The 19,315-nt window shown below is 41.1% G+C and carries 15 protein-coding genes; 14 read left to right on the top strand and 1 reads right to left on the bottom strand.

Annotated features, from left to right (window positions below):
* Nucleotides 1–67: 67 nt before the first annotated feature.
* The 6 genes from AC503W_RS14185 to yihA all read left to right on the top strand — a co-directional run bounded on the left by AC503W_RS14185 (nucleotide 68) and on the right by yihA (nucleotide 9,257).
* The gene (locus AC503W_RS14185) at nucleotides 68–1,102 is read left to right on the top strand and encodes a tetratricopeptide repeat protein (RefSeq protein WP_494914633.1); all 1,035 of its coding nucleotides are present in this window, start codon (nucleotides 68–70) and stop codon (nucleotides 1,100–1,102) included.
* A 186-nt stretch (nucleotides 1,103–1,288) separates the two neighbouring features.
* Complete coding sequence (tig, locus tag AC503W_RS14180; protein WP_402874625.1) at nucleotides 1,289–2,581, top strand: trigger factor; 1,293 nt, start codon at nucleotides 1,289–1,291, stop codon at nucleotides 2,579–2,581.
* Between the two features lie 430 nt (nucleotides 2,582–3,011).
* Nucleotides 3,012–4,280, top strand: coding sequence for an ATP-dependent protease ATP-binding subunit ClpX (clpX, locus tag AC503W_RS14175; protein ID WP_402874628.1), 1,269 nt, complete (start codon nucleotides 3,012–3,014; stop codon nucleotides 4,278–4,280).
* Between the two features lie 182 nt (nucleotides 4,281–4,462).
* Nucleotides 4,463–6,133, top strand: coding sequence for an ATP-dependent protease LonB (gene lonB, locus AC503W_RS14170; RefSeq protein WP_494914631.1), 1,671 nt, complete (start codon nucleotides 4,463–4,465; stop codon nucleotides 6,131–6,133).
* Nucleotides 6,134–6,357: 224 nt separating this feature from the next.
* Nucleotides 6,358–8,679: an endopeptidase La gene (gene lon / locus AC503W_RS14165; protein ID WP_494914629.1), complete on the top strand. Its 2,322-nt coding sequence runs from the start codon at nucleotides 6,358–6,360 to the stop codon at nucleotides 8,677–8,679.
* On the top strand, nucleotides 8,676–9,257 hold the full coding sequence (gene yihA / locus AC503W_RS14160) for a ribosome biogenesis GTP-binding protein YihA/YsxC (RefSeq protein ID WP_402874633.1): 582 nt from the start codon (nucleotides 8,676–8,678) through the stop codon (nucleotides 9,255–9,257). The genes lon and yihA overlap by 4 nt, the downstream gene beginning before the upstream one ends.
* Nucleotides 9,258–9,333: 76 nt before the next feature.
* On the opposite strand, the gene AC503W_RS14155 is transcribed toward yihA, so the two are convergent.
* Nucleotides 9,334–9,816, bottom strand: a complete 483-nt coding sequence (locus AC503W_RS14155) for a LiaI-LiaF-like domain-containing protein (RefSeq protein ID WP_402875857.1) — start codon at nucleotides 9,814–9,816, stop codon at nucleotides 9,334–9,336.
* A 246-nt stretch (nucleotides 9,817–10,062) separates the two neighbouring features.
* On the opposite strand from AC503W_RS14155, the gene hemA reads away from it, so the two are divergent.
* The 8 genes from hemA (at nucleotide 10,063) to ysxE (ending at nucleotide 19,282) form a co-directional block, all read left to right on the top strand.
* Entirely contained in the window at nucleotides 10,063–11,412 is a 1,350-nt protein-coding gene (gene hemA, locus AC503W_RS14150; RefSeq protein WP_402875855.1) for a glutamyl-tRNA reductase, read from the top strand.
* A gap of 10 nt (nucleotides 11,413–11,422) precedes the next feature.
* Nucleotides 11,423–12,253, top strand: a complete 831-nt coding sequence (locus tag AC503W_RS14145; RefSeq protein WP_402986494.1) for a cytochrome C assembly family protein — start codon at nucleotides 11,423–11,425, stop codon at nucleotides 12,251–12,253.
* Nucleotides 12,254–12,262: 9 nt separating this feature from the next.
* Nucleotides 12,263–13,195 carry a hydroxymethylbilane synthase gene (gene hemC, locus AC503W_RS14140; RefSeq protein ID WP_427650923.1) on the top strand — a complete coding sequence of 311 codons (933 nt, stop codon included), beginning with the start codon at nucleotides 12,263–12,265 and terminating at the stop codon, nucleotides 13,193–13,195.
* Complete coding sequence (locus AC503W_RS14135) at nucleotides 13,195–13,995, top strand: uroporphyrinogen-III synthase (RefSeq protein ID WP_494914621.1); 801 nt, start codon at nucleotides 13,195–13,197, stop codon at nucleotides 13,993–13,995. The genes hemC and AC503W_RS14135 overlap by 1 nt, the downstream gene beginning before the upstream one ends.
* On the top strand, nucleotides 13,992–14,984 hold the full coding sequence (gene hemB, locus AC503W_RS14130; protein ID WP_402875846.1) for a porphobilinogen synthase: 993 nt from the start codon (nucleotides 13,992–13,994) through the stop codon (nucleotides 14,982–14,984). The genes AC503W_RS14135 and hemB overlap by 4 nt, the downstream gene beginning before the upstream one ends.
* A 42-nt stretch (nucleotides 14,985–15,026) precedes the next feature.
* Nucleotides 15,027–16,316 (top strand): glutamate-1-semialdehyde 2,1-aminomutase, encoded by a 1,290-nt coding sequence (gene hemL, locus AC503W_RS14125; protein ID WP_402875844.1) that lies wholly within the window; start codon nucleotides 15,027–15,029, stop codon nucleotides 16,314–16,316.
* Nucleotides 16,317–16,502: 186 nt separating this feature from the next.
* Nucleotides 16,503–18,116, top strand: coding sequence for a LysM peptidoglycan-binding domain-containing protein (locus tag AC503W_RS14120; RefSeq protein ID WP_494914619.1), 1,614 nt, complete (start codon nucleotides 16,503–16,505; stop codon nucleotides 18,114–18,116).
* A 95-nt stretch (nucleotides 18,117–18,211) separates the two neighbouring features.
* Complete coding sequence (gene ysxE, locus AC503W_RS14115) at nucleotides 18,212–19,282, top strand: spore coat protein YsxE (RefSeq protein ID WP_402958140.1); 1,071 nt, start codon at nucleotides 18,212–18,214, stop codon at nucleotides 19,280–19,282.
* The last annotated feature ends 33 nt before the right edge of the window (nucleotides 19,283–19,315 follow it).

Raw genomic sequence — 19,315 nt, 5'->3', positions numbered from 1 at the left:
ACTGTTTTTTGAATTTCATTCTATTACATGCTAAACTATTTTCCAAAAGCGAACGGCGAGGTGAATAATGATGGTTGGGAAACATGGCAAGAGCACAGAGGATTCGAAGGTCGTCCCATTTCCTAATCTAGGGGAACGGTTAATCATAAAGGGCCTCGACGAGCTTGGAAAAAGGAACTTTAAAGACGCAGCCCGGCTCTTCAGTCAAGCACGGGAATTTGAGCCGGATAATGATGAAGTGTGTATGGGCCTTGTCGTTTCCCTGGTTGAGCTCGAGTATTATGAAGAGTCCAAAGAATTGTGCCAAGAGATGCTCAATAAAGGAATCGGTGACTATTTCCAATTGATTAACATCTATTTAATGGTGCTACTCCAATTGAATGAACATCAGGAAATGATTACGACAATTGAACTTTTATTTGATGAAAACCAGATCCCCTTCGACAAAGAGGAGCATTTTGAAAAGATGCTTCACTTCAGCAAGCGGGCCCTTGAAGATAAAAAAGAGGAAACCGAAAGGGAATTACAGCTGCGGGAAGAAGAATTACAGAAGGAAGAGTTATTCGCAGGGAAATCGGATAAAGAAATGCTACTTGTGATTTCTAAACTTACGAATCTTAATATTCGACCTTTTGTCCCCCAAATCGAGCAGTTTCTTCAAGACCGTGATGGACATCCATTTTTTAAAACGATGCTATTAAACATCCTTATAGACCAGGAGTATAATGAAGAAGTAACCGTTTGGAAGTTCACGCAGTCCAAGATTGTCAATCCAAAAGAGCTGGTGACCTTGAAGGAAACAAGCTTCCATAAAACGATCATGAACCTGACAGAAGAGGAAATCAGTCATAAAAATCCGAGTTTATTTGAAATGGTGCACAGCCTAATTGAGCGGCATTCCTTTTTATTGTATCCATTCGAACCAGAATCAGATATGATACCGGCATGGGCGGCTGCCTATCATGCGTTAGCCGAAGAGTACATGACAGGGGAAGATAGGATCCAAGAAATAGCGAATAGTTATTCCGTTGATGGGGAAGCGGTTACGAATATTCTAGCCACTATAAAAGAAATCGAAGAAATTTCTTATCCCATTATTTAACCTATTGCTGTTGTAACGGTTTGAACCTGTGTTATAATGTAGTGGTTGTAATGTATAATCGTCTAATTTTGACGAATTCCCAATTTTTTTCTTGGGTATATTTGAAGGATGACTTGTTAACACTTGCAAAGCATATTCATCCAATGCTTATTATTGAAGTATATAGATCTTTTTGGAGGGAAACACATGTCTGTAAAATGGGAAAAACAAGAAGGTAATCAAGGCGTATTAACAATCGAAGTAGAAGCTGTAAAAGTAAACGAAGGTTTAGACGCAGCATTCAAAAAAGTAGTTAAACAAGTAAACGTACCTGGCTTCCGTAAAGGTAAAATGCCACGTCAAATGTTCGAAAAGAAATTCGGCGTAGAATCATTATATCAAGATGCTCTTGATTTCATCCTTCCTGATGCATATGCAAATGCTGTCGAAGAAGCTGGAATTCAGCCTGTAGATCGTCCAGAAATCGACATCGAGAAAATGGAAAAAGGCGAAAACCTAATCTTCACGGCTACTGTAACAGTTAAGCCTGAAGTTAAATTAGGAGATTACAAAGGTGTTGAAGTGGAAAAATTCAATACTGAAGTAACTGACGAAGACGTTGATAACGAATTGAAATCAATGCAAGAACGTCAAGCTGAACTTGTCGTTAAAGAAGAAGGACAAGCTGCAGAAGGCGATACAGTCGTTCTTGATTTTGAAGGATTCGTTGATGGTGAAGCATTCGAAGGCGGAGCTTCAGAAAACCATTCACTAGAAATCGGTTCTAACTCATTCATCCCTGGTTTCGAAGAGCAACTTATTGGTCTTGAAACAGGCGCTGAAAAAGACATCGAAGTTACATTCCCTGAAGAATACCATGCTGCTGAACTTGCAGGTAAACCAGCTGTATTCAAAGTGAAAATTCACGAAATCAAAACAAAACAACTTCCTGAGTTGGATGATGAATTCGCGAAAGACGTTGACGAAGAAGTTGAAACGTTAGCTGAACTTAAAGAAAAAACAAAACATAAATTAGAGCATGACAAAAAACACGAAGAAGAAAACTTCGTACAAAACACTGTAATCGGTAAAGCTGTTGAAGGTGCAGAAATGGACATTCCTGAAGCTATGATTTCTAACGAAGTAGACCGCATGATGAATGAGTTCTCTCAACGCATTCAATCTCAAGGCCTAAACTTAGAACTTTACTACCAATTCTCAGGTCAAGACGAAGAAGCATTAAAAGCACAAATGAAAGAAGAAGCTGAAGGACAAGTTCGTACAAGCTTGACTCTTGAAGCTATCGCTGAAGCTGAAAAAATTGAAGCAACTGATGAAGACGTTGAAGCTGAACTTGCAGAAATGGCTACAATGTACAACATGGAAGTTGAAGCAATCAAACAAGCTCTTGGAAACTTAGAAAGCATCAAAGGCGATCTTAAAATTAAGAAAGCAATTGACTTCTTAGTGGAAAACAGCAAAACTGTTGAAGCAAAATAATTTATTTTAAGTAAGTGTTTACTAATATTTTCTTCAAAGAAACAAGGCGCGAGTAATCGTGCCTTGTTTTATACATATTAAGAATTTATTGGTAATTTTAACTATCGGATAGTTTCTGATTGATTTTTTTTTCATTTCAGTGTAGATTAATTCTAATGCTGCATATACATATTTATACAGAAAAACCTTATTTTAAAAACCGCAAAGTTTGGACATACTGGTAAATGGAAACATACATATGAAATGAAAATTTGTACTTATTGGACAACTTGTGGGTGAGCGTTTTTGTTACAAAATTTCCAAGAACGTGATAGAATGCAAAACATACTAGGAATTTTGGAACGCTAAAGTATTTGTGTGTCTTTCCTATAGCGGATTTGACACCTTTACATCACTAGAGTTGGAAGAGTATTTAAAGGGGTGAACGTTCATGTTTAAATTTAATGATGAAAAAGGACAATTAAAATGTTCTTTTTGCGGAAAAACTCAAGAACAGGTCCGCAAACTGGTAGCTGGTCCAGGTGTATATATTTGTGACGAGTGTATCGAGCTTTGTACTGAAATCGTTGAAGAAGAGCTAGGTACTGATGAAGAAGTAGAATTTAGAGATGTACCTAAACCTAAGGAAATTCGTGCGATACTAGACGAATACGTAATTGGACAAGAACAGGCTAAAAAGTCTTTGGCCGTCGCTGTTTATAATCATTATAAACGCATCAATTCCAATAGCAAAGTTGATGACGTCGAGTTATCCAAGAGTAATATCGCTCTTATTGGACCGACAGGAAGTGGGAAAACGCTACTTGCCCAAACATTGGCGCGTCTATTGAATGTACCTTTTGCCATTGCTGACGCAACTTCATTAACGGAAGCTGGTTATGTTGGGGAAGATGTAGAAAACATCCTTCTTAAGCTGATTCAAGCGGCTGATTACGATGTGGAAAAAGCGGAAAAAGGCATCATTTATATCGATGAAATCGATAAAGTGGCCCGTAAATCCGAAAACCCATCGATTACACGCGATGTATCCGGTGAAGGTGTACAGCAGGCCTTATTGAAAATTCTTGAAGGTACCGTGGCAAGCGTTCCGCCACAAGGAGGACGTAAACATCCTCATCAAGAATTCATTCAAATCGATACGACTAATATCTTATTCATCTGTGGTGGTGCTTTTGATGGCATCGAACCGATCATCAAACGCCGTTTAGGCCAAAAAGTCATTGGCTTTGGTTCTGATGTTAAAAAAGATGATATCGCAGAAAAAGAATTGCTTTCTAAAGTTCTTCCAGAAGATTTACTGCGTTTCGGTCTAATTCCGGAATTCATCGGTCGTCTTCCTGTCATTGCTACATTAGAGCAATTGGACGAAGCCGCTTTGATTGAAATCCTTACAAAACCGAAAAATGCTCTTGTGAAGCAATATCAAAAATTGCTTGAGCTTGACGACGTAGAATTGGAATTCGAACAGGAAGCACTTAGTGAAATCGCTAAAAAAGCGATCGAACGTAAAACAGGTGCGCGTGGACTCCGTTCCATCATTGAAGGAATTATCCTTGAAGTGATGTTCGATCTTCCATCACGTGATGATGTTGCCAAATGTGTAATTACAGGAAGCACAATCGCGAAAAACGAAACACCAAAGCTTGTCCTGAAAGATGGTACAACCATTCAGGGACAAGGGAAGAAAACATCTGCTTAATCGATTAGTGAAAAAACTGCCAGTTCTTCTGGCAGTTTTTTTTATGTTCTTTTTCATTACCTCAGTGCTTCTAAGTTTATATCTCAAAACACCAAAATTTACATCCCATATTTATTGGATTATTTCGCCCTCCCCTAGGAGATACTATCAGAAATGACAAGGCAGTAGCAGGAGGGAAAACGATGAACTGGACAGGAATAGCGTTATTTATTCAGCTGTTTTTTGGTATTGTGATTGGTTTGTATTTTTTGAATTTATTAAAAGGTCAACGAACACAAAAAGTTTCGATTAACCGTGATTCACGAAAGGAAATGGATCAGCTACAAAGGATGAGGTCCATCTCCCTAACAGAGCCATTGTCAGAAAAGGTGAGGCCGATTACATTTAAGGATATCATTGGTCAGGAGGACGGCATCAAATCTCTAAAAGCAGCTTTATGCGGTCCGAATCCTCAGCATGTGATCATTTATGGCCCTCCAGGAGTGGGGAAAACGGCAGCTGCAAGGATCGTTCTAGAAGAAGCCAAGAAAAATGGGAAGTCTCCTTTCAAGAAGTCGGCAGTCTTTATCGAACTGGATGCAACGACTGCTAGATTCGATGAACGGGGAATAGCCGATCCGTTAATAGGTTCAGTGCACGACCCTATATATCAAGGCGCCGGGGCCATGGGCCAGGCGGGTATCCCGCAACCCAAACAAGGGGCTGTCAGTAATGCTCATGGCGGCGTACTGTTTATAGATGAAATTGGGGAACTCCATCCCATTCAAATGAACAAGTTGTTAAAGGTGCTGGAAGACCGGAAAGTGTTTCTCGAAAGTGCTTATTATCAAGAGGAAAATCAAAATATTCCGACCCATATCCATGATATATTTAAAAATGGACTTCCTGCCGACTTTCGCTTGATTGGGGCTACAACAAGAACGCCTAATGAAATTGCCCCAGCCATTCGTTCAAGGTGCATTGAAGTGTTTTTCCGTGAACTGGACCGTGAGGAAATCGTATCCGTTGCCAAAAATGCTTCCGATAAGGTAGGTATCACTATTAGTGAAAAGGGACTTCAGTCGATTTCGGATTACGCCCGAAATGGAAGGGAAGCTGTCAATATGATTCAAACATTGGCCGGTATCTCCATTAATGAAAATCGAAGCTACATCAGGGAAGAAGATATTGATTGGATGGCTCATAGCAGCCAACTTACACAGAGGATGGACCGGAAAATAGAGTCAAGTCCAAAAATAGGACTGGTTAATGGTCTTGCCGTTTATGGTCCTAACAGTGGGGCTTTGTTGGAAATCGAAGTGACTGTGATGGCTGCTAAAGATGATAAAGGTTCAATCAATATTACAGGGATAGTCGAAGAAGAAAGCATTGGTGGTGGAAATGGGAAATCCATTCGTCGCAAGAGCATGGCCAAGGGGTCGATTGAAAATGTCATCACGGTCCTGCGTTCCATGGGCGTTCCAGCCGACCAATTCGATATCCATGTTAACTTCCCAGGCGGCAGCCCTGTGGACGGTCCATCAGCGGGTATAGCGATGGCAACGGGCATATACTCGGCCATCTATAAAATGCCTGTGGATCATACGGTAGCGATGACGGGAGAAATTAGTATTCATGGTGGCGTTAAACCAATCGGAGGCGTCATTCCGAAGATAAAGGCCGCAAAACTGGCTGGGGCAAAGACTGTCATTATTCCAGCTGAAAACATGCAACCGCTGCTGCTGGAAATAAAAGATATCGAGATCATTCCTGTTACGAATGTAAAAGAAGTATTGGATAGGGCGCTGAAGAAAGAGATAATATCCGATCAGATATTAGCCTCCTTGGACCCTTCGAAAAAAGAAAGCGTATAACAGGAGAACCCCGGTTTGAAAAAGACCGGGGCGTTTTCTGGCCGAAAAAAATAATCATGAATTCAGGCGTGCTTTTTACTCGGAAATTGGAGATAATAAAAGCAATTATACCTGTTAAGGTAAACAAATAGACACTTCTATATAAATAGGATAGAATTGTTAAAAGGTTGATAACTTGGGTAATTAGTTTACAACGACGATACTAAATTTGGAGGTGTCAGGAAATGACTGATCAAGAAATCATCGTTCCCCTCCTGCCGCTAAGAGGACTGCTTGTATATCCAACAATGGTACTTCATTTAGATGTGGGCCGAGATAAATCGGTACAAGCCCTTGAGAAAGCAATGGTGGAAGACCATCTTATATTTTTGACGACACAGAAAGATGTGACGTTGGATGAACCTGGTGAAGAAGATTTATTTACCATGGGTACATTAACAAAAGTAAAACAGATGCTGAAACTTCCAAATGGTACCATCCGTGTTTTAGTGGAAGGTTTAAACCGGGCAGAGGTTAGTGAATTTTACGATTATGAGACACACTATGGTGCGAAGGTTAAAATATATGAAGACAGCGATGAAAAAGATGCGGAACATCAAGCGTTAATGCGCACCTTGCTGGATTATTTTGAACAATACATAAAGATGTCCAAGAAAATAACCGGTGAAACGTTCTCTTCCACTTCAGATATTGAAGAACCGGGTAGATTGGCTGATATCATCGCCTCCCATTTGCCTCTTAAGTTGAAAGAGAAGCAAGAAGTGCTTGAGACCATTGATATGAAAGAGCGCTTAAGCCGGGTGATTGAAATCATCAATAACGAAAAGGAAGTCCTTTTCCTGGAGAAAAAGATCGGTCAGCGTGTCAAACGATCCATGGAACGGACACAAAAAGAATATTATCTACGTGAACAAATGAAGGCCATCCAGAAGGAACTAGGGGATAAAGAAGGTAAGACAGGAGAAATCGCCGTTCTTACTGAAAAAATAGAAGAAGCCGATATGCCAGCGCATATTAAAGAAACGGCTTTAAAAGAACTCGACCGGTATGAAAAAGTACCATCCAGTTCAGCTGAAAGCTCCGTTATCCGCAATTACATCGAATGGTTAATATCGCTTCCATGGTCGAATGCCACGAAAGATGATCTTAATATTCATAAAGCGGAAAAAATCCTTAACCGTGACCATTATGGATTGGAAAAGGTCAAAGAACGGGTGCTTGAATACTTGGCTGTCCAGCAGCTGACTAATTCGTTAAAGGGACCGATTCTTTGTTTGGTAGGTCCTCCAGGCGTCGGAAAAACAAGCTTAGCTAAGTCGATTGCCTCATCATTGAACCGGAAGTTTGTTCGAATTTCCCTAGGTGGCGTGCGTGATGAATCGGAAATCCGGGGACACCGCCGCACATATGTAGGGGCCATGCCAGGTAGAATCATCCAAGGGATGAAAAAGGCGGGCACGATTAATCCGGTATTTTTACTGGATGAAGTGGATAAGATGTCCAATGACTTTAGAGGAGACCCATCGGCTGCGATGTTAGAAGTGCTTGACCCGGAACAAAACCATAACTTCAGTGACCATTATATTGAAGAGACGTATAATCTTTCTAAAGTTATGTTCGTTGCGACAGCCAATAATCTTTCAACAATTCCAGGACCGCTTCGTGATCGTATGGAAATCATTTCGATTGCAGGTTATACTGAAATAGAGAAGCTTCATATCGCCAAGGATCACCTAATGCCTAGACAGTTGGAGAATCATGGTCTATTGAAGACACAACTGCAAATCCGTGAAGAAGCCCTTACTAAGATCATTCGTTATTATACTCGGGAAGCCGGTGTCCGTAGTCTAGAACGGCAGCTTGCCAGTATTTGCAGGAAAACGGCGAAGATCATCGTTTCCGGTGATAAAAAACGAGTCGTGATTTCTGATAAGAATGTCGAGGAGTTTTTAGGGAAAACGATGTTCCATTATGGACAAGCGGAGATAGAAAACCAAATAGGTGTCGCTAATGGATTGGCATACACTTCCGTTGGTGGGGATACGTTACAGATCGAGGTATCTTTATCACCAGGAAAAGGAAAGCTCATTTTGACTGGGAAACTTGGCGACGTCATGAAAGAATCAGCTCAGGCTGCTTTCAGTTATGTACGTTCGAAGACCGAGAAACTCCACATCGATACGAACTTCCATGAAAAGTATGATATCCATATCCATGTTCCAGAAGGAGCCGTTCCTAAGGATGGTCCATCTGCAGGCATCACGATTGCAACAGCGTTAATATCGGCTCTAACTAATAGGCCGATCAGAAAAGAGGTAGGCATGACAGGCGAAATTACATTACGCGGACGGGTTCTCCCAATTGGTGGCCTTAAGGAAAAATCCTTAGCGGCTCATCGAGCAGGACTTACGAAAATCATCATCCCGCAAGATAACGAAAAGGATATTGATGATATCCCGGAAAGTGTCCGTAAAGAATTAATATTTGTTCCAGTTTCACATGTTGATGAAGTCCTAGAACATGCATTGGTAGGTGTGGACGAATGAAAGTAACAAGTTCAGATATTGTCATCAGTGCCGTTAAGCCTGAACAATATCCTAACACCCCCATTCCGGAATTTGCCTTAGCTGGTCGTTCCAATGTCGGGAAATCAAGTTTCATCAATAAATTGATCAATCGAAAAAATTTAGCGCGGACTTCTTCCAAGCCAGGAAAGACGCAAACGCTGAATTTCTATATCATAAATGAAGCCATGCATTTTGTGGATGTACCTGGTTACGGGTATGCAAAGGTTTCTAAAAGCGAACGTGATGCGTGGGGGAGAATGATTGAAACATATTTCACCTCCCGTGAACAGCTTCGTGCAGCGATATTGGTCGTTGATTTACGCCATCCGCCGACTAAAGATGATATAGCCATGTATGAGTTCCTGAAGCATTACGATTTGCCAAGAATCGTGATAGCGACGAAAGCAGACAAAATCCCAAAAGGGAAATGGCAAAAACATCTTAAAATCACACGCCAAACGCTTAATCTGGAAAAAGAAGATGAATTGCTTCTTTTCTCAGGTGAAACCGGAGAAGGTAAAGAACAAGTCTGGGGCGTTTTGAAGAAATACATGTAAGAGATAAAAGACATTCCCTAAGTGGAATGCCCTTCTCTTCTTAGTGAAAAAAGGTCTCCCATCTGGGAGGCCTTTTTCATTTTCTTCGAAGTAAGATATACACACCAATTGCGATTAAAACAAATGGCCAAAATTTTTCTATATTATAGGTTCCTGTTTCCAGTATTCCGAAAGATGAGGTGATTTTGTCATAAAACAAAGTGAGGATCGCTATGAAGAATAAAATCATCCCGTGCATCATGCCTGTATTCGTTTTACGTGTCCTAAGAATAAAACCTAGAGAAATGATTAAAATAAAGATACCAAGGCTATCCGGCCAAATCTCGAGGTTATTGGCGATATGGAAATGGGCGCCGAATCCGAGCAGGATGACACCGGGAAGTATGGATTCATACTCACTCCCACTGTAGGCCTGGATTAAAAAGGCAATACCGACAATACATAATAGTGTAGGCCAGCTAAAGAAACCTGGGAAAATTTCAATTCGTGAATGTTCAAGAAAAAAATAAAGTCCGAAACCGATTAAAATGATTCCGGGAAAAATTCGTTGCTTTTTCATTTTATCCTCCTATCAATTCGATTACTTGAAGTTTATTGGTATTTTTGATATGGTTCTTTTGTACACAATGTCGAAATATGTATTTAATATAAAAATACGGCTTATATATTCACTATATTAGTGGGTGAACAAGCTTTCTTATTATGGTAGCATACGTTCATAAACTGTTCATATATTTTTTTGTTTCAGTTTTTGTACATGGTATAATGAAGGTACATGAAAAATTTTGGGGGTGCAAAAGAAAAGATGCATATTCTAGCGGTTGGTATCAATTACAAAACTGCCCCTGTAGAAATTCGGGAAAAATTGTCGTTTAATGAAGCCGAACTTGCCGAGGCAATGAAAGCTCTTAAAAATAAAAAAAGTATTTTGGAGAATGTCATTATTTCCACATGCAATAGAACGGAAATATATGCGGTAGGTGATCAACTTCATACTAGCCGATATTATATTAAGGAATTCCTTTCTGAGTGGTTTCACATCGATAAAGAGGAGTTTTCTAAATATCTGTTTTTCTATGAAGGGGACGCTGCTGTTGAGCATTTATTTTCAGTTACATGTGGCCTGAACTCCATGATTCTTGGGGAAACGCAGATTTTGGGACAAGTTCGCTCGAGTTATATGTTGGGACAGAAGGAAGATACAATAGGAACGGTTTCTAATCATCTTTTCAAGCAAGCCCTTACACTGGCCAAGAAAGCCCATTCGGAAACGGAAATCAATACGAATGCAGTTTCCGTGAGCTATGCGGCCGTTGAATTGGCGAAGAAAATCTTTGGAAGCTTAAGTGGCAAGAATGTGCTGATTCTCGGAGCAGGTAAAATGGGTGAATTGGCGATTCAAAATCTTCACAGTAATGGTGCGGATAGCATTACTGTCATCAATCGTACTTATCAGAAGGCGGTTGATTTAGCTGAGAGATTTAATGGAGATGCAAAACAGCTTCAGGAACTGCAATGTGCATTGGTGGAAGCGGATATCTTAATCACGTCAACTGGATCGAAAGACCTTCTCGTCACAAAAGAAATGATGACATTTGTGAACAAGCTTCGCAAAGGCCGTCCTATCTTCATGGTGGATATCGCTGTTCCACGTGACTTGGATCCAACGTTGGCTGAACTGGAAAACGTATTCCTATACGACATCGATGACCTTGAAGGAATCGTACAAGCGAATATCGAAGAACGTAAGAAAGCTGCTGAAAAGATAGGCTTAATGATTGAATTCGAGATTGTTGAATTTAATCAGTGGATGAATTTGCTTGGTGTGGTTCCAGTCATTTCGTCCCTACGGGAAAAATCGTTATCGATTCAAAAGGAAACGATGGAGAGCATTGAAAGAAAGCTCCCACACTTGAGTGAACGTGATATAAAAGTATTGAACAAACATACGAAGAGCATCATTAATCAAATGCTGAGGGATCCGATTTTATATGCCAAAGAACTGGCAGAGGAACCAAATGCAAAAGAACAATTGAATAATTTTGTGAAAATCTTTCATTTAGAGGAATTGGTTGAAGAAAAGATGGTAGAGGACAATGAAACTGAAAAGGCACATGCGAAGTCTTCTCTACTAAATCCAGTTCCTGTCCATTAATGAGGTAGATATGGAATTACTAATGACAAGGTTACATGAAGGTACTGTATTGTTATATGCCGTCAGTATGCTTTTATATTTCTTCGATTTTCTAAATAATAACCAGAAGGCTAATAAAATCGCCTTCTGGTTGCTTTCTATTGTTTGGGTACTGCAAACAATTTTTTTATTTCTTTATGTAATGAAAACGGGAAGATTTCCAATCTTGACGATTTTCGAAGGGCTATATTTTTATGCTTGGCTCCTCGTTTCATTATCATTGATCATTAACCGGTTGTTACGTGTCGATTTTATCGTATTCTTTACTAATCTACTTGGGTTCATGGTGATGGCCATCCATACGTTTGCCCCTGTCCAGATAGAATCGGAAGTCCTTGCACAACAGCTGGTTTCTGAGCTTTTATTTATTCATATCACGTTTGCCTTACTATCTTATAGTGCTTTTACTCTTTCATTCGTGTTTTCCTTACTCTACTTGATTCAATATGACTTATTGAAGCGAAAGAAATGGGGTAAGCGGTTGCTTCGACTAGGTGATTTGACGAAGCTTGAAAATCTGTCGTATGTTCTCGCTGTAATCGGCGTTCCGTTATTGGGGGTATCTTTGATACTGGGCATTCAGTGGGCCAATCTTAAATTACCAGGTGTTTCTTGGTTGGATATGAAAATTATCGGTTCGTTTGTTATATTGATAGGATATAGTGTTTATTTATACTTGAAAATCCGAAAACAGGTTTATGGCAGGGCTTTGGCCTTTTTGAATATTGGATTCTTCATGATTGTATTAATTAACTTTTTCCTTTTTGGAAGTCTTTCATCATTCCATGTTTGGAATACATAGGAGGAAACTATGAGAAAAATCATTGTCGGTTCTAGACGTAGTAAACTAGCGATTACCCAAACGAATTGGGTGATTAATCAACTTAAGGAACTTGGCCTTCCCTACGAGTTCGAAGTGAAGGAAATAGTCACGAAAGGTGACCAAATCCTGGATGTGACGCTTTCGAAAGTAGGCGGTAAGGGACTATTTGTTAAAGAAATCGAACAGGCCATGCTGAATAAGGAAATTGATATGGCTGTACATAGCATGAAGGATATGCCAGCGGTGCTTCCAGAAGGATTGACGATTGGCTGCATTCCACCAAGAGAAGATCACCGTGATGCATTGATTTCAAAGAATCATGAAAAGCTTTCTGAATTGAAACCGGGCTCTATTGTCGGAACAAGCAGTTTGCGTCGCAGTGCCCAAATCTTGTCAAGAAGACCGGATCTTGAAATTAAATGGATTCGCGGGAATATTGATACCCGTTTGGATAAACTAAAAAATGAAGAGTATGACGCCATCATTCTAGCTGCTGCAGGTCTTGCTAGAATGGGTTGGAAAAAAGACGTCGTAACGGAATTTTTAGATGAAGACATTTGTTTACCGGCTGTTGGCCAAGGAGCTCTTTCCATTGAGTGCCGTGCAGATGATCATGATTTATTGTCAGAACTCGCTAAATTCACGTGTGAAAATACGAAAAAGACCGTAGAAGCTGAACGTGCCTTTTTAGATAAAATGGAAGGTGGCTGCCAGGTGCCGATTGCAGGATTGGCAGTTGCAAAAGACAATGGAGATGTTTCCTTAACAGCTTTAGTCGCTTCCCCGGATGGTAAAGTGATTTATAAAGAAATGGCTGAGGGCTCAAATCCTGAAGCAGTTGGCCTTGAGGCTGCTAGACTGATTAGTGAATTCGGTGGCAAAGAGTTGATTGATCGTGTAAAAGAGGAGCTTGATCAGTAATGAAGCCGTTTTTGCCTCTTAAAGATTATCAGGTTTTAATCACCAGAGGGAAAGGGCAGGCAGAGGGTTTGCAAACCTTAGTGAAAAAAAATGGGGGAACTCCTCTGATGGTGCCGTTGCTTGAGTTTACCCTTCCAGAAAATCTGGAAGAGGTACAAGAACGATTGAATCGATTGAACAGCTATGACTGGGTCATATTAACGAGCAAGAATGGTGTGGATTTTTTGTTCAGGCTGCTCGGCAAGCAACAACATGTGGTGCTTCCGAAAATAGCCGTCATTGGATCCAAAACGGAAGAGGCTTTGAACGCGTATGGATATGAAGCGGATTTTGTTCCATCCGAATATGTTGCAGAAAGTTTTGTTTCGGAGTTTATTACTCACCTCGAACCCGGTGAACGTGTCCTCCTTGCGAAAGGGAACCTCGCAAGGACGGTCATAGCGGAGGCCATTAATGAAACGAGTGCATCGTGTGATGAAATGATTATCTATCACACCATACTTCCACAAGAAAGCGAAAGACAACTGGTCCAATTAATCTTGAACGGAAAAGTGGATATCATCACCTTTACAAGCTCTTCCACGGTGAATCACTTTACACAGATCATTGAACAATATGAATTGAATACATACATAAAAGACCTTGTCATTGCTTGTATCGGACCGATTTGTGCCAGGACGGCATCGAGAAATGGTTTACATGTTTCTGTATGTCCTGATGTCTATACAACAGAAGCGATGGTTGAGGAAGTAGTACGATATATTGTTAAAAAGAATCCTAAAGGAGGAACCATAAAATGAAAGATATTTTATTCAATCGTCACCGCCGCCTGCGTGCAAGTGCCGGCATGAGGGCTTTGGTCCGTGAAACATACGTACATAAAGAGGATTTAATCTACCCGATTTTCATCATCGACGGCGAGAACATAAAAACGGAAATCGCCTCCATGCCAGGAATTTACCAGCTTTCGATGGATAATCTAGCGGCAGAGATGGATGAGGTCGTGGGTCTTGGCATTAAATCAGTCATTTTATTCGGTGTTCCATTTGAACATGATAAGGATGAACAAGGCACTGGAGCCTTTCATCATAATGGACTTGTCCAACAAGCGACCCGACTCATCAAAAAACAATACCCTGAAGTCATGGTCATTGCCGACACATGCTTATGTGAATACACAAGCCATGGTCACTGTGGAGTAGTTGAGGGAGACAAAATCTTAAATGATGCGTCACTTGACCTTCTTGCCAAAACGGCCATCAGCCAAGCAGAAGCAGGTGCCGATATCATTGCCCCTTCTAATATGATGGATGGATTTGTTGCGGCCATCCGTGCAGGACTAGATGAAGCGGGTTACGAAGATATCCCGATCATGTCTTATGCTGTGAAATATTCGTCCGCTTTTTATGGTCCTTTCCGTGATGCGGCCAATGGAGCTCCTCAGTTCGGCGACCGGAAAACGTACCAAATGGACCCGGCTAACCGTCTAGAAGCTTTCCGTGAAGCAGAATCCGATGTAGAAGAAGGAGCTGACTTCTTAATCGTGAAACCAGCTCTTTCCTACATGGATGTCATCAGGGACATGAAAAATACCTTCACACTTCCGATTGTGGCTTATAACGTAAGTGGGGAATATTCAATGGTGAAGGCTGCCGCCCAAAACGGCTGGATCGATGAAAAATCAATCGTAATGGAAATGATGACAGGCTTCAAACGAGCAGGTTCTGACTTGATCATTACTTATTTTTCAAAAGATGTAGCCCGTTGGATCGATGAAGATAATAAGTGAGGAAAAAATAATATAGTTTATTAGAGAAAAGGGGACGGATACATGCGTTCATACGAAAACTCAAAAAAGGCGTTTGCCGAAGCTAAAGACTTGATGCCAGGGGGCGTAAACAGTCCTGTCCGTGCCTTCAAGTCAGTGGATATGGATCCCATTTTCATGGAACGGGGGAAAGGATCCAAACTCTATGATATTGATGGCAACGAATATATTGACTACGTTCTTTCATGGGGGCCACTTATTCTTGGTCACACGAATGACCGTGTAGTTGAGGCATTGAAAAAGGTAGCAGAATCAGGTACAAGCTTCGGTACTTCTACACTGATTGAAAATGAACTGGCTAAGTTAGTCATCGAGAGGGTCCCTTCAATCGAAATGATCCGAATGGTTTCTTCAGGAACAGAAGCTACGATGAGTGCATTGAGATTGGCGCGTGGCTATACAGGCCGCGATAAAATCCTGAAATTTGAAGGGTCTTATCATGGACATGGTGATTCCTTGCTGATTAAGGCCGGCTCTGGTGTGGCTACGCTCGGCTTACCTGATAGTCCAGGAGTGCCTGAAGGAATTGCAAAGAATACCATCACGGTACCATATAATGATCTTGCAGCCACTAAATACGCGTTCGAACAGTTTGGTGAAGATATCGCCTGTATAATCGTCGAGCCGGTTGCAGGGAATATGGGAGTCGTACCGCCACAACCTGGTTTCCTTGAAGGACTACGTGACTTGACGACCCAATACGGATCCTTATTGATCTTTGATGAAGTCATGACAGGCTTCCGAGTAGGTTATAACTGTGCTCAAGGCTATTTCGGCGTTGATCCGGACTTGACTTGCCTAGGTAAAGTGATCGGCGGCGGATTACCTGTCGGGGCTTTCGGCGGCAAACGTAAAATCATGGAGCAAGTAGCACCAAGCGGTAATATTTATCAAGCAGGTACATTATCTGGTAACCCTCTTGCGATGACAGCAGGACTTGAAACCCTGAGTCAATTGACACCTGAATCGTATGATGAGTTTACCCGTAAAGGCGATATGCTTGAAAAAGGAATCGGGGAAGCGGCGAAACAATATGGCATTCCCTATACATTCAACCGTGCCGGTTCCATGATCGGACTTTTCTTTACAAATGAAGATGTAGTGAACTATGATACAGCCAAAACATCTGATCTAGAGTTTTTTGCATCGTACTACCGGGAAATGGCGAACCAAGGGATTTATCTTCCGCCTTCTCAATACGAAGGCTTATTCCTATCAACGGCTCATAGCGATGAAGACATTGAAAAAACAATCGCAGCAGCTGAAAAAGCTTTCGCTACATTGAAAAAATAATCGTAAGGGTTTCCCCATTCTGGGGAAGCCCTTTTTTATTTGTGATGATTTCCCCCCTCCATTCAACCGTTTGTTCGATTCATTCATCCATTTTTCCCATTGATTAAAGGAATAATCATTTCCCTTTCCTCATAGATTGTTATTGGTATAGGTACTGTTTTTCTGAAGCTGAAAGGAGGAGTTGTCTTGTCGCAAGAAAAAGAATCGTATTTGCGATTTTCTTTGGAAGAGTCCGTTTGGTTTCATAAGGGACAGGAAGTGGCTGAGCTCTATTCCATATCCCTCGATCCAAATGTGACGATCCAGGAAAGCGATCAATATGTGTTTATCCGGGGTTCATTAGATTTAAGTGGTGAATACAAAGACTCGCAAAACGGTGATTATGAGGAATTTCCTCAAAGCTTTTTGCCGAAAGCCGTTCAAAAGGTTGAGAGGCATCCAGATGGTCTCAATGAATTCACACACCGATTTCCGGTTGATATAACGATACCGAATAACCGAATCTCCTCATTGGAGGAAATCGATATCACGATTCAGAGTTTTGACTATGCCCTGCCTGAACATAACTGCCTAAAATTACAGGCGGATTTGTTGATAACCGGTATTTACAATGATTCCTATGTGGAAGAGCGCATGGAAGTAGATCAAGAGACCGAGGAGACTGAGTTTCTTGAGGAATCAGATGACGAAAATGAATCATACGTTCCATATGCGGCTGCAGAACCACCCGTCCCTGATTTCCATCATGTCTTCCGCAATGACGAGCAAAGTGATCTATATACGCCATTTTCCGCAGAAGCAAAACGAGTCGCGGAAGCAAAAGAGGATGAAGAAGAGGAACCGGTATACCTAAGCAACCATCAACATAACGCCCCTGTTTTTGAAATTCCTGTATCCCCATTTCCTGAGGAGATGCAGTGGGAAGCCGAGGTCAACAGACAGGATAACGACATAGAGACGCAAGTGAAAAGAAGAGTAATTGAAATTGAGGAAGAGAAAAATGAGACTCCTGTTTCCAAGGAAAAGTGGCCAGCATCGTTTGAGACAGAAAAAGGCGGAAGAATTGAAGAGCAAGTTAAAAGAAGGGTGGATGAGATAGAGGGAGGAAATGGAGAAAGTATCGAGGAACAGGTCAAAAGGCGAGTGGATGAAATCGAGGCAAAAAAAGATGCAGAGAACAAAGGGAACATCGAGGAACAGGTCAAAAGAAGAGTGGCTGAGATAGAAGATAAAAAAGGAAAACGTATTGAAACCGAAGTGAAAAGAAAAGTCGCTGAAATAGAAGAAGAAAAGGAAGGCTCCGTTTATTTGACCGATGTGGAAAATGTGCCAGTGGTTAAAATTCCGGGTTCGCCTCATCAAGAACAGGATGTCATCGTCAATAGGCAAGATGACAATCTTAGTGATGAGAATGAATCCTCAAGCCTTGAAAAGGATCCGGAATCCCTTTCATCTTTGACCGATCTATTCAAAAGAAGAGAAAAACCCGAAAAACAGGCAAAAGAAATGAAAAATTATAAAGGCAGAAAAAAGCAAAATGCCGAACAAGGTGAAAAAGAAAATCAGGATAATACGGATAAGCAACAAACCATCATGGATCTTTTCGGAAGAAATCAGGAAGAAGAATTGGTCAGGATGAAGGTCTGTATTGTACAGCAGGGGGAAACGATAGATGATCTGGCCCAGCGTTATGGCGTCACGGTACAATCCTTGCTTCTTAGTAATGAACTAGAAGGCAATCAGAGCGTTACCGAAGGGCAAGTCATTTACATTCCAAAGTCCATTGCTTACAAAAACTAATCACAAGCAGAAAGCAGGGCCTTGGCTCTGCTCCTGCTTTATCTTGCATTTCAAACGATTGGAGAGCTTTTTTTAAAAGAAAGTGAGTGAGTCTCGTGAGGGAAAACGAGAATCAACAAAAGAATATTCAGGATAGTGATTCAGCCTATGTCTTAAAAGAATACGCGCTTTATGTACAATATATCGAGGACTTTGGACGAGTGAAAAAAGTGTATAGCGACCGTGGAACCTTTGCCTTGAAATCGATTACGCCCCACAATGGAATGGACTTTATCCGAAATATCCAAACATTGTATCACCGGGGATATAACCGAATCGTGCCTATTTACCAAACGATGGACCAGCGCTATGCCGTTCTTCATAATGGTCGATTATATTACCTGATGCCTTGGTTGAATAATGAAGAAAATGGCGAACGTGATGAGAAACATAAGCAAATGTTCAGGGAACTTGCACGGATGCATACACTGTCTGTGAAAGAAACAGAGGTGGATACAGAGGAGCGGGAAGCTCATTATGAAAGAACGCTGAGTGAGTGGAATACGCAGAAGGACTTTATGGAGGAGTACATTGTCACCTGTGAAAGAAAGTGGTATATGTCTCCATTTGAGATGTCGGTCTGCACCTTTTTTACGGATATCACCCAGGCATTGAACTACTCTATCAAAAAGTTTGAAACATGGTTCGAAAAGACAAAGGAAAGTGAAAAAGTAAGGACCGTCCTCACCCACGGAAAGGTTTCATTGAAGCACTTTGTATATGATGAACGAGGATATGGTTACTTTATCAATTTCGAGAATTCGAATACGGCCCCTCCCCATTTTGACTTACTACCTTTTCTCGTCAAAACGGCGAGGACCTATCCAGTCCAATGTGATGATTGCGTCGATTGGCTTTATAATTATCTTCGTTTCTTTCCTTTGAAAGAAGAGGAAATGCTGCTGATGCAAAGTTATTTGGCTTTCCCGGGATCAGCACTGGATGTGGTGAAGAACTATTCCGAGGGTAAAGGTCTAAGGACGGAACTGGATAATGTCACGAAGTTGCAACGACAATTCTGGCTTTTGAAGAATGTGGAATATATGGTGATGAAGGTCGAGGAAGTCGAAAAACAGAAAAAAGCGGCTGCCGAGGCGGCCAAAGAGGAACAATCGCCCCCAAGCTAAATATACATGAATGGATGAATATCCAATCATGTA

Source organism: Peribacillus suis, from assembly GCF_059384845.1.
This window is presented reverse-complemented; position numbering and strand designations above follow the sequence as displayed.

Excerpts from the sequence above, each read along its gene's own strand:
- AC503W_RS14185 (WP_494914633.1), top strand. The coding sequence starts at position 68 with ATGATGGTTGGGAAACATGGCAAGAGCACAGAGGATTCGAAGGTCGTC.
- tig (WP_402874625.1), top strand. The coding sequence starts at position 1,289 with ATGTCTGTAAAATGGGAAAAACAAGAAGGTAATCAAGGCGTATTAACA.
- clpX (WP_402874628.1), top strand. The coding sequence starts at position 3,012 with ATGTTTAAATTTAATGATGAAAAAGGACAATTAAAATGTTCTTTTTGC.
- lonB (WP_494914631.1), top strand. The coding sequence starts at position 4,463 with ATGAACTGGACAGGAATAGCGTTATTTATTCAGCTGTTTTTTGGTATT.
- lon (WP_494914629.1), top strand. The coding sequence starts at position 6,358 with ATGACTGATCAAGAAATCATCGTTCCCCTCCTGCCGCTAAGAGGACTG.
- yihA (WP_402874633.1), top strand. The coding sequence starts at position 8,676 with ATGAAAGTAACAAGTTCAGATATTGTCATCAGTGCCGTTAAGCCTGAA.
- AC503W_RS14155 (WP_402875857.1), bottom strand. The coding sequence starts at position 9,816 with ATGAAAAAGCAACGAATTTTTCCCGGAATCATTTTAATCGGTTTCGGA.
- hemA (WP_402875855.1), top strand. The coding sequence starts at position 10,063 with ATGCATATTCTAGCGGTTGGTATCAATTACAAAACTGCCCCTGTAGAA.
- AC503W_RS14145 (WP_402986494.1), top strand. The coding sequence starts at position 11,423 with ATGGAATTACTAATGACAAGGTTACATGAAGGTACTGTATTGTTATAT.
- hemC (WP_427650923.1), top strand. The coding sequence starts at position 12,263 with ATGAGAAAAATCATTGTCGGTTCTAGACGTAGTAAACTAGCGATTACC.
- AC503W_RS14135 (WP_494914621.1), top strand. The coding sequence starts at position 13,195 with ATGAAGCCGTTTTTGCCTCTTAAAGATTATCAGGTTTTAATCACCAGA.
- hemB (WP_402875846.1), top strand. The coding sequence starts at position 13,992 with ATGAAAGATATTTTATTCAATCGTCACCGCCGCCTGCGTGCAAGTGCC.
- hemL (WP_402875844.1), top strand. The coding sequence starts at position 15,027 with ATGCGTTCATACGAAAACTCAAAAAAGGCGTTTGCCGAAGCTAAAGAC.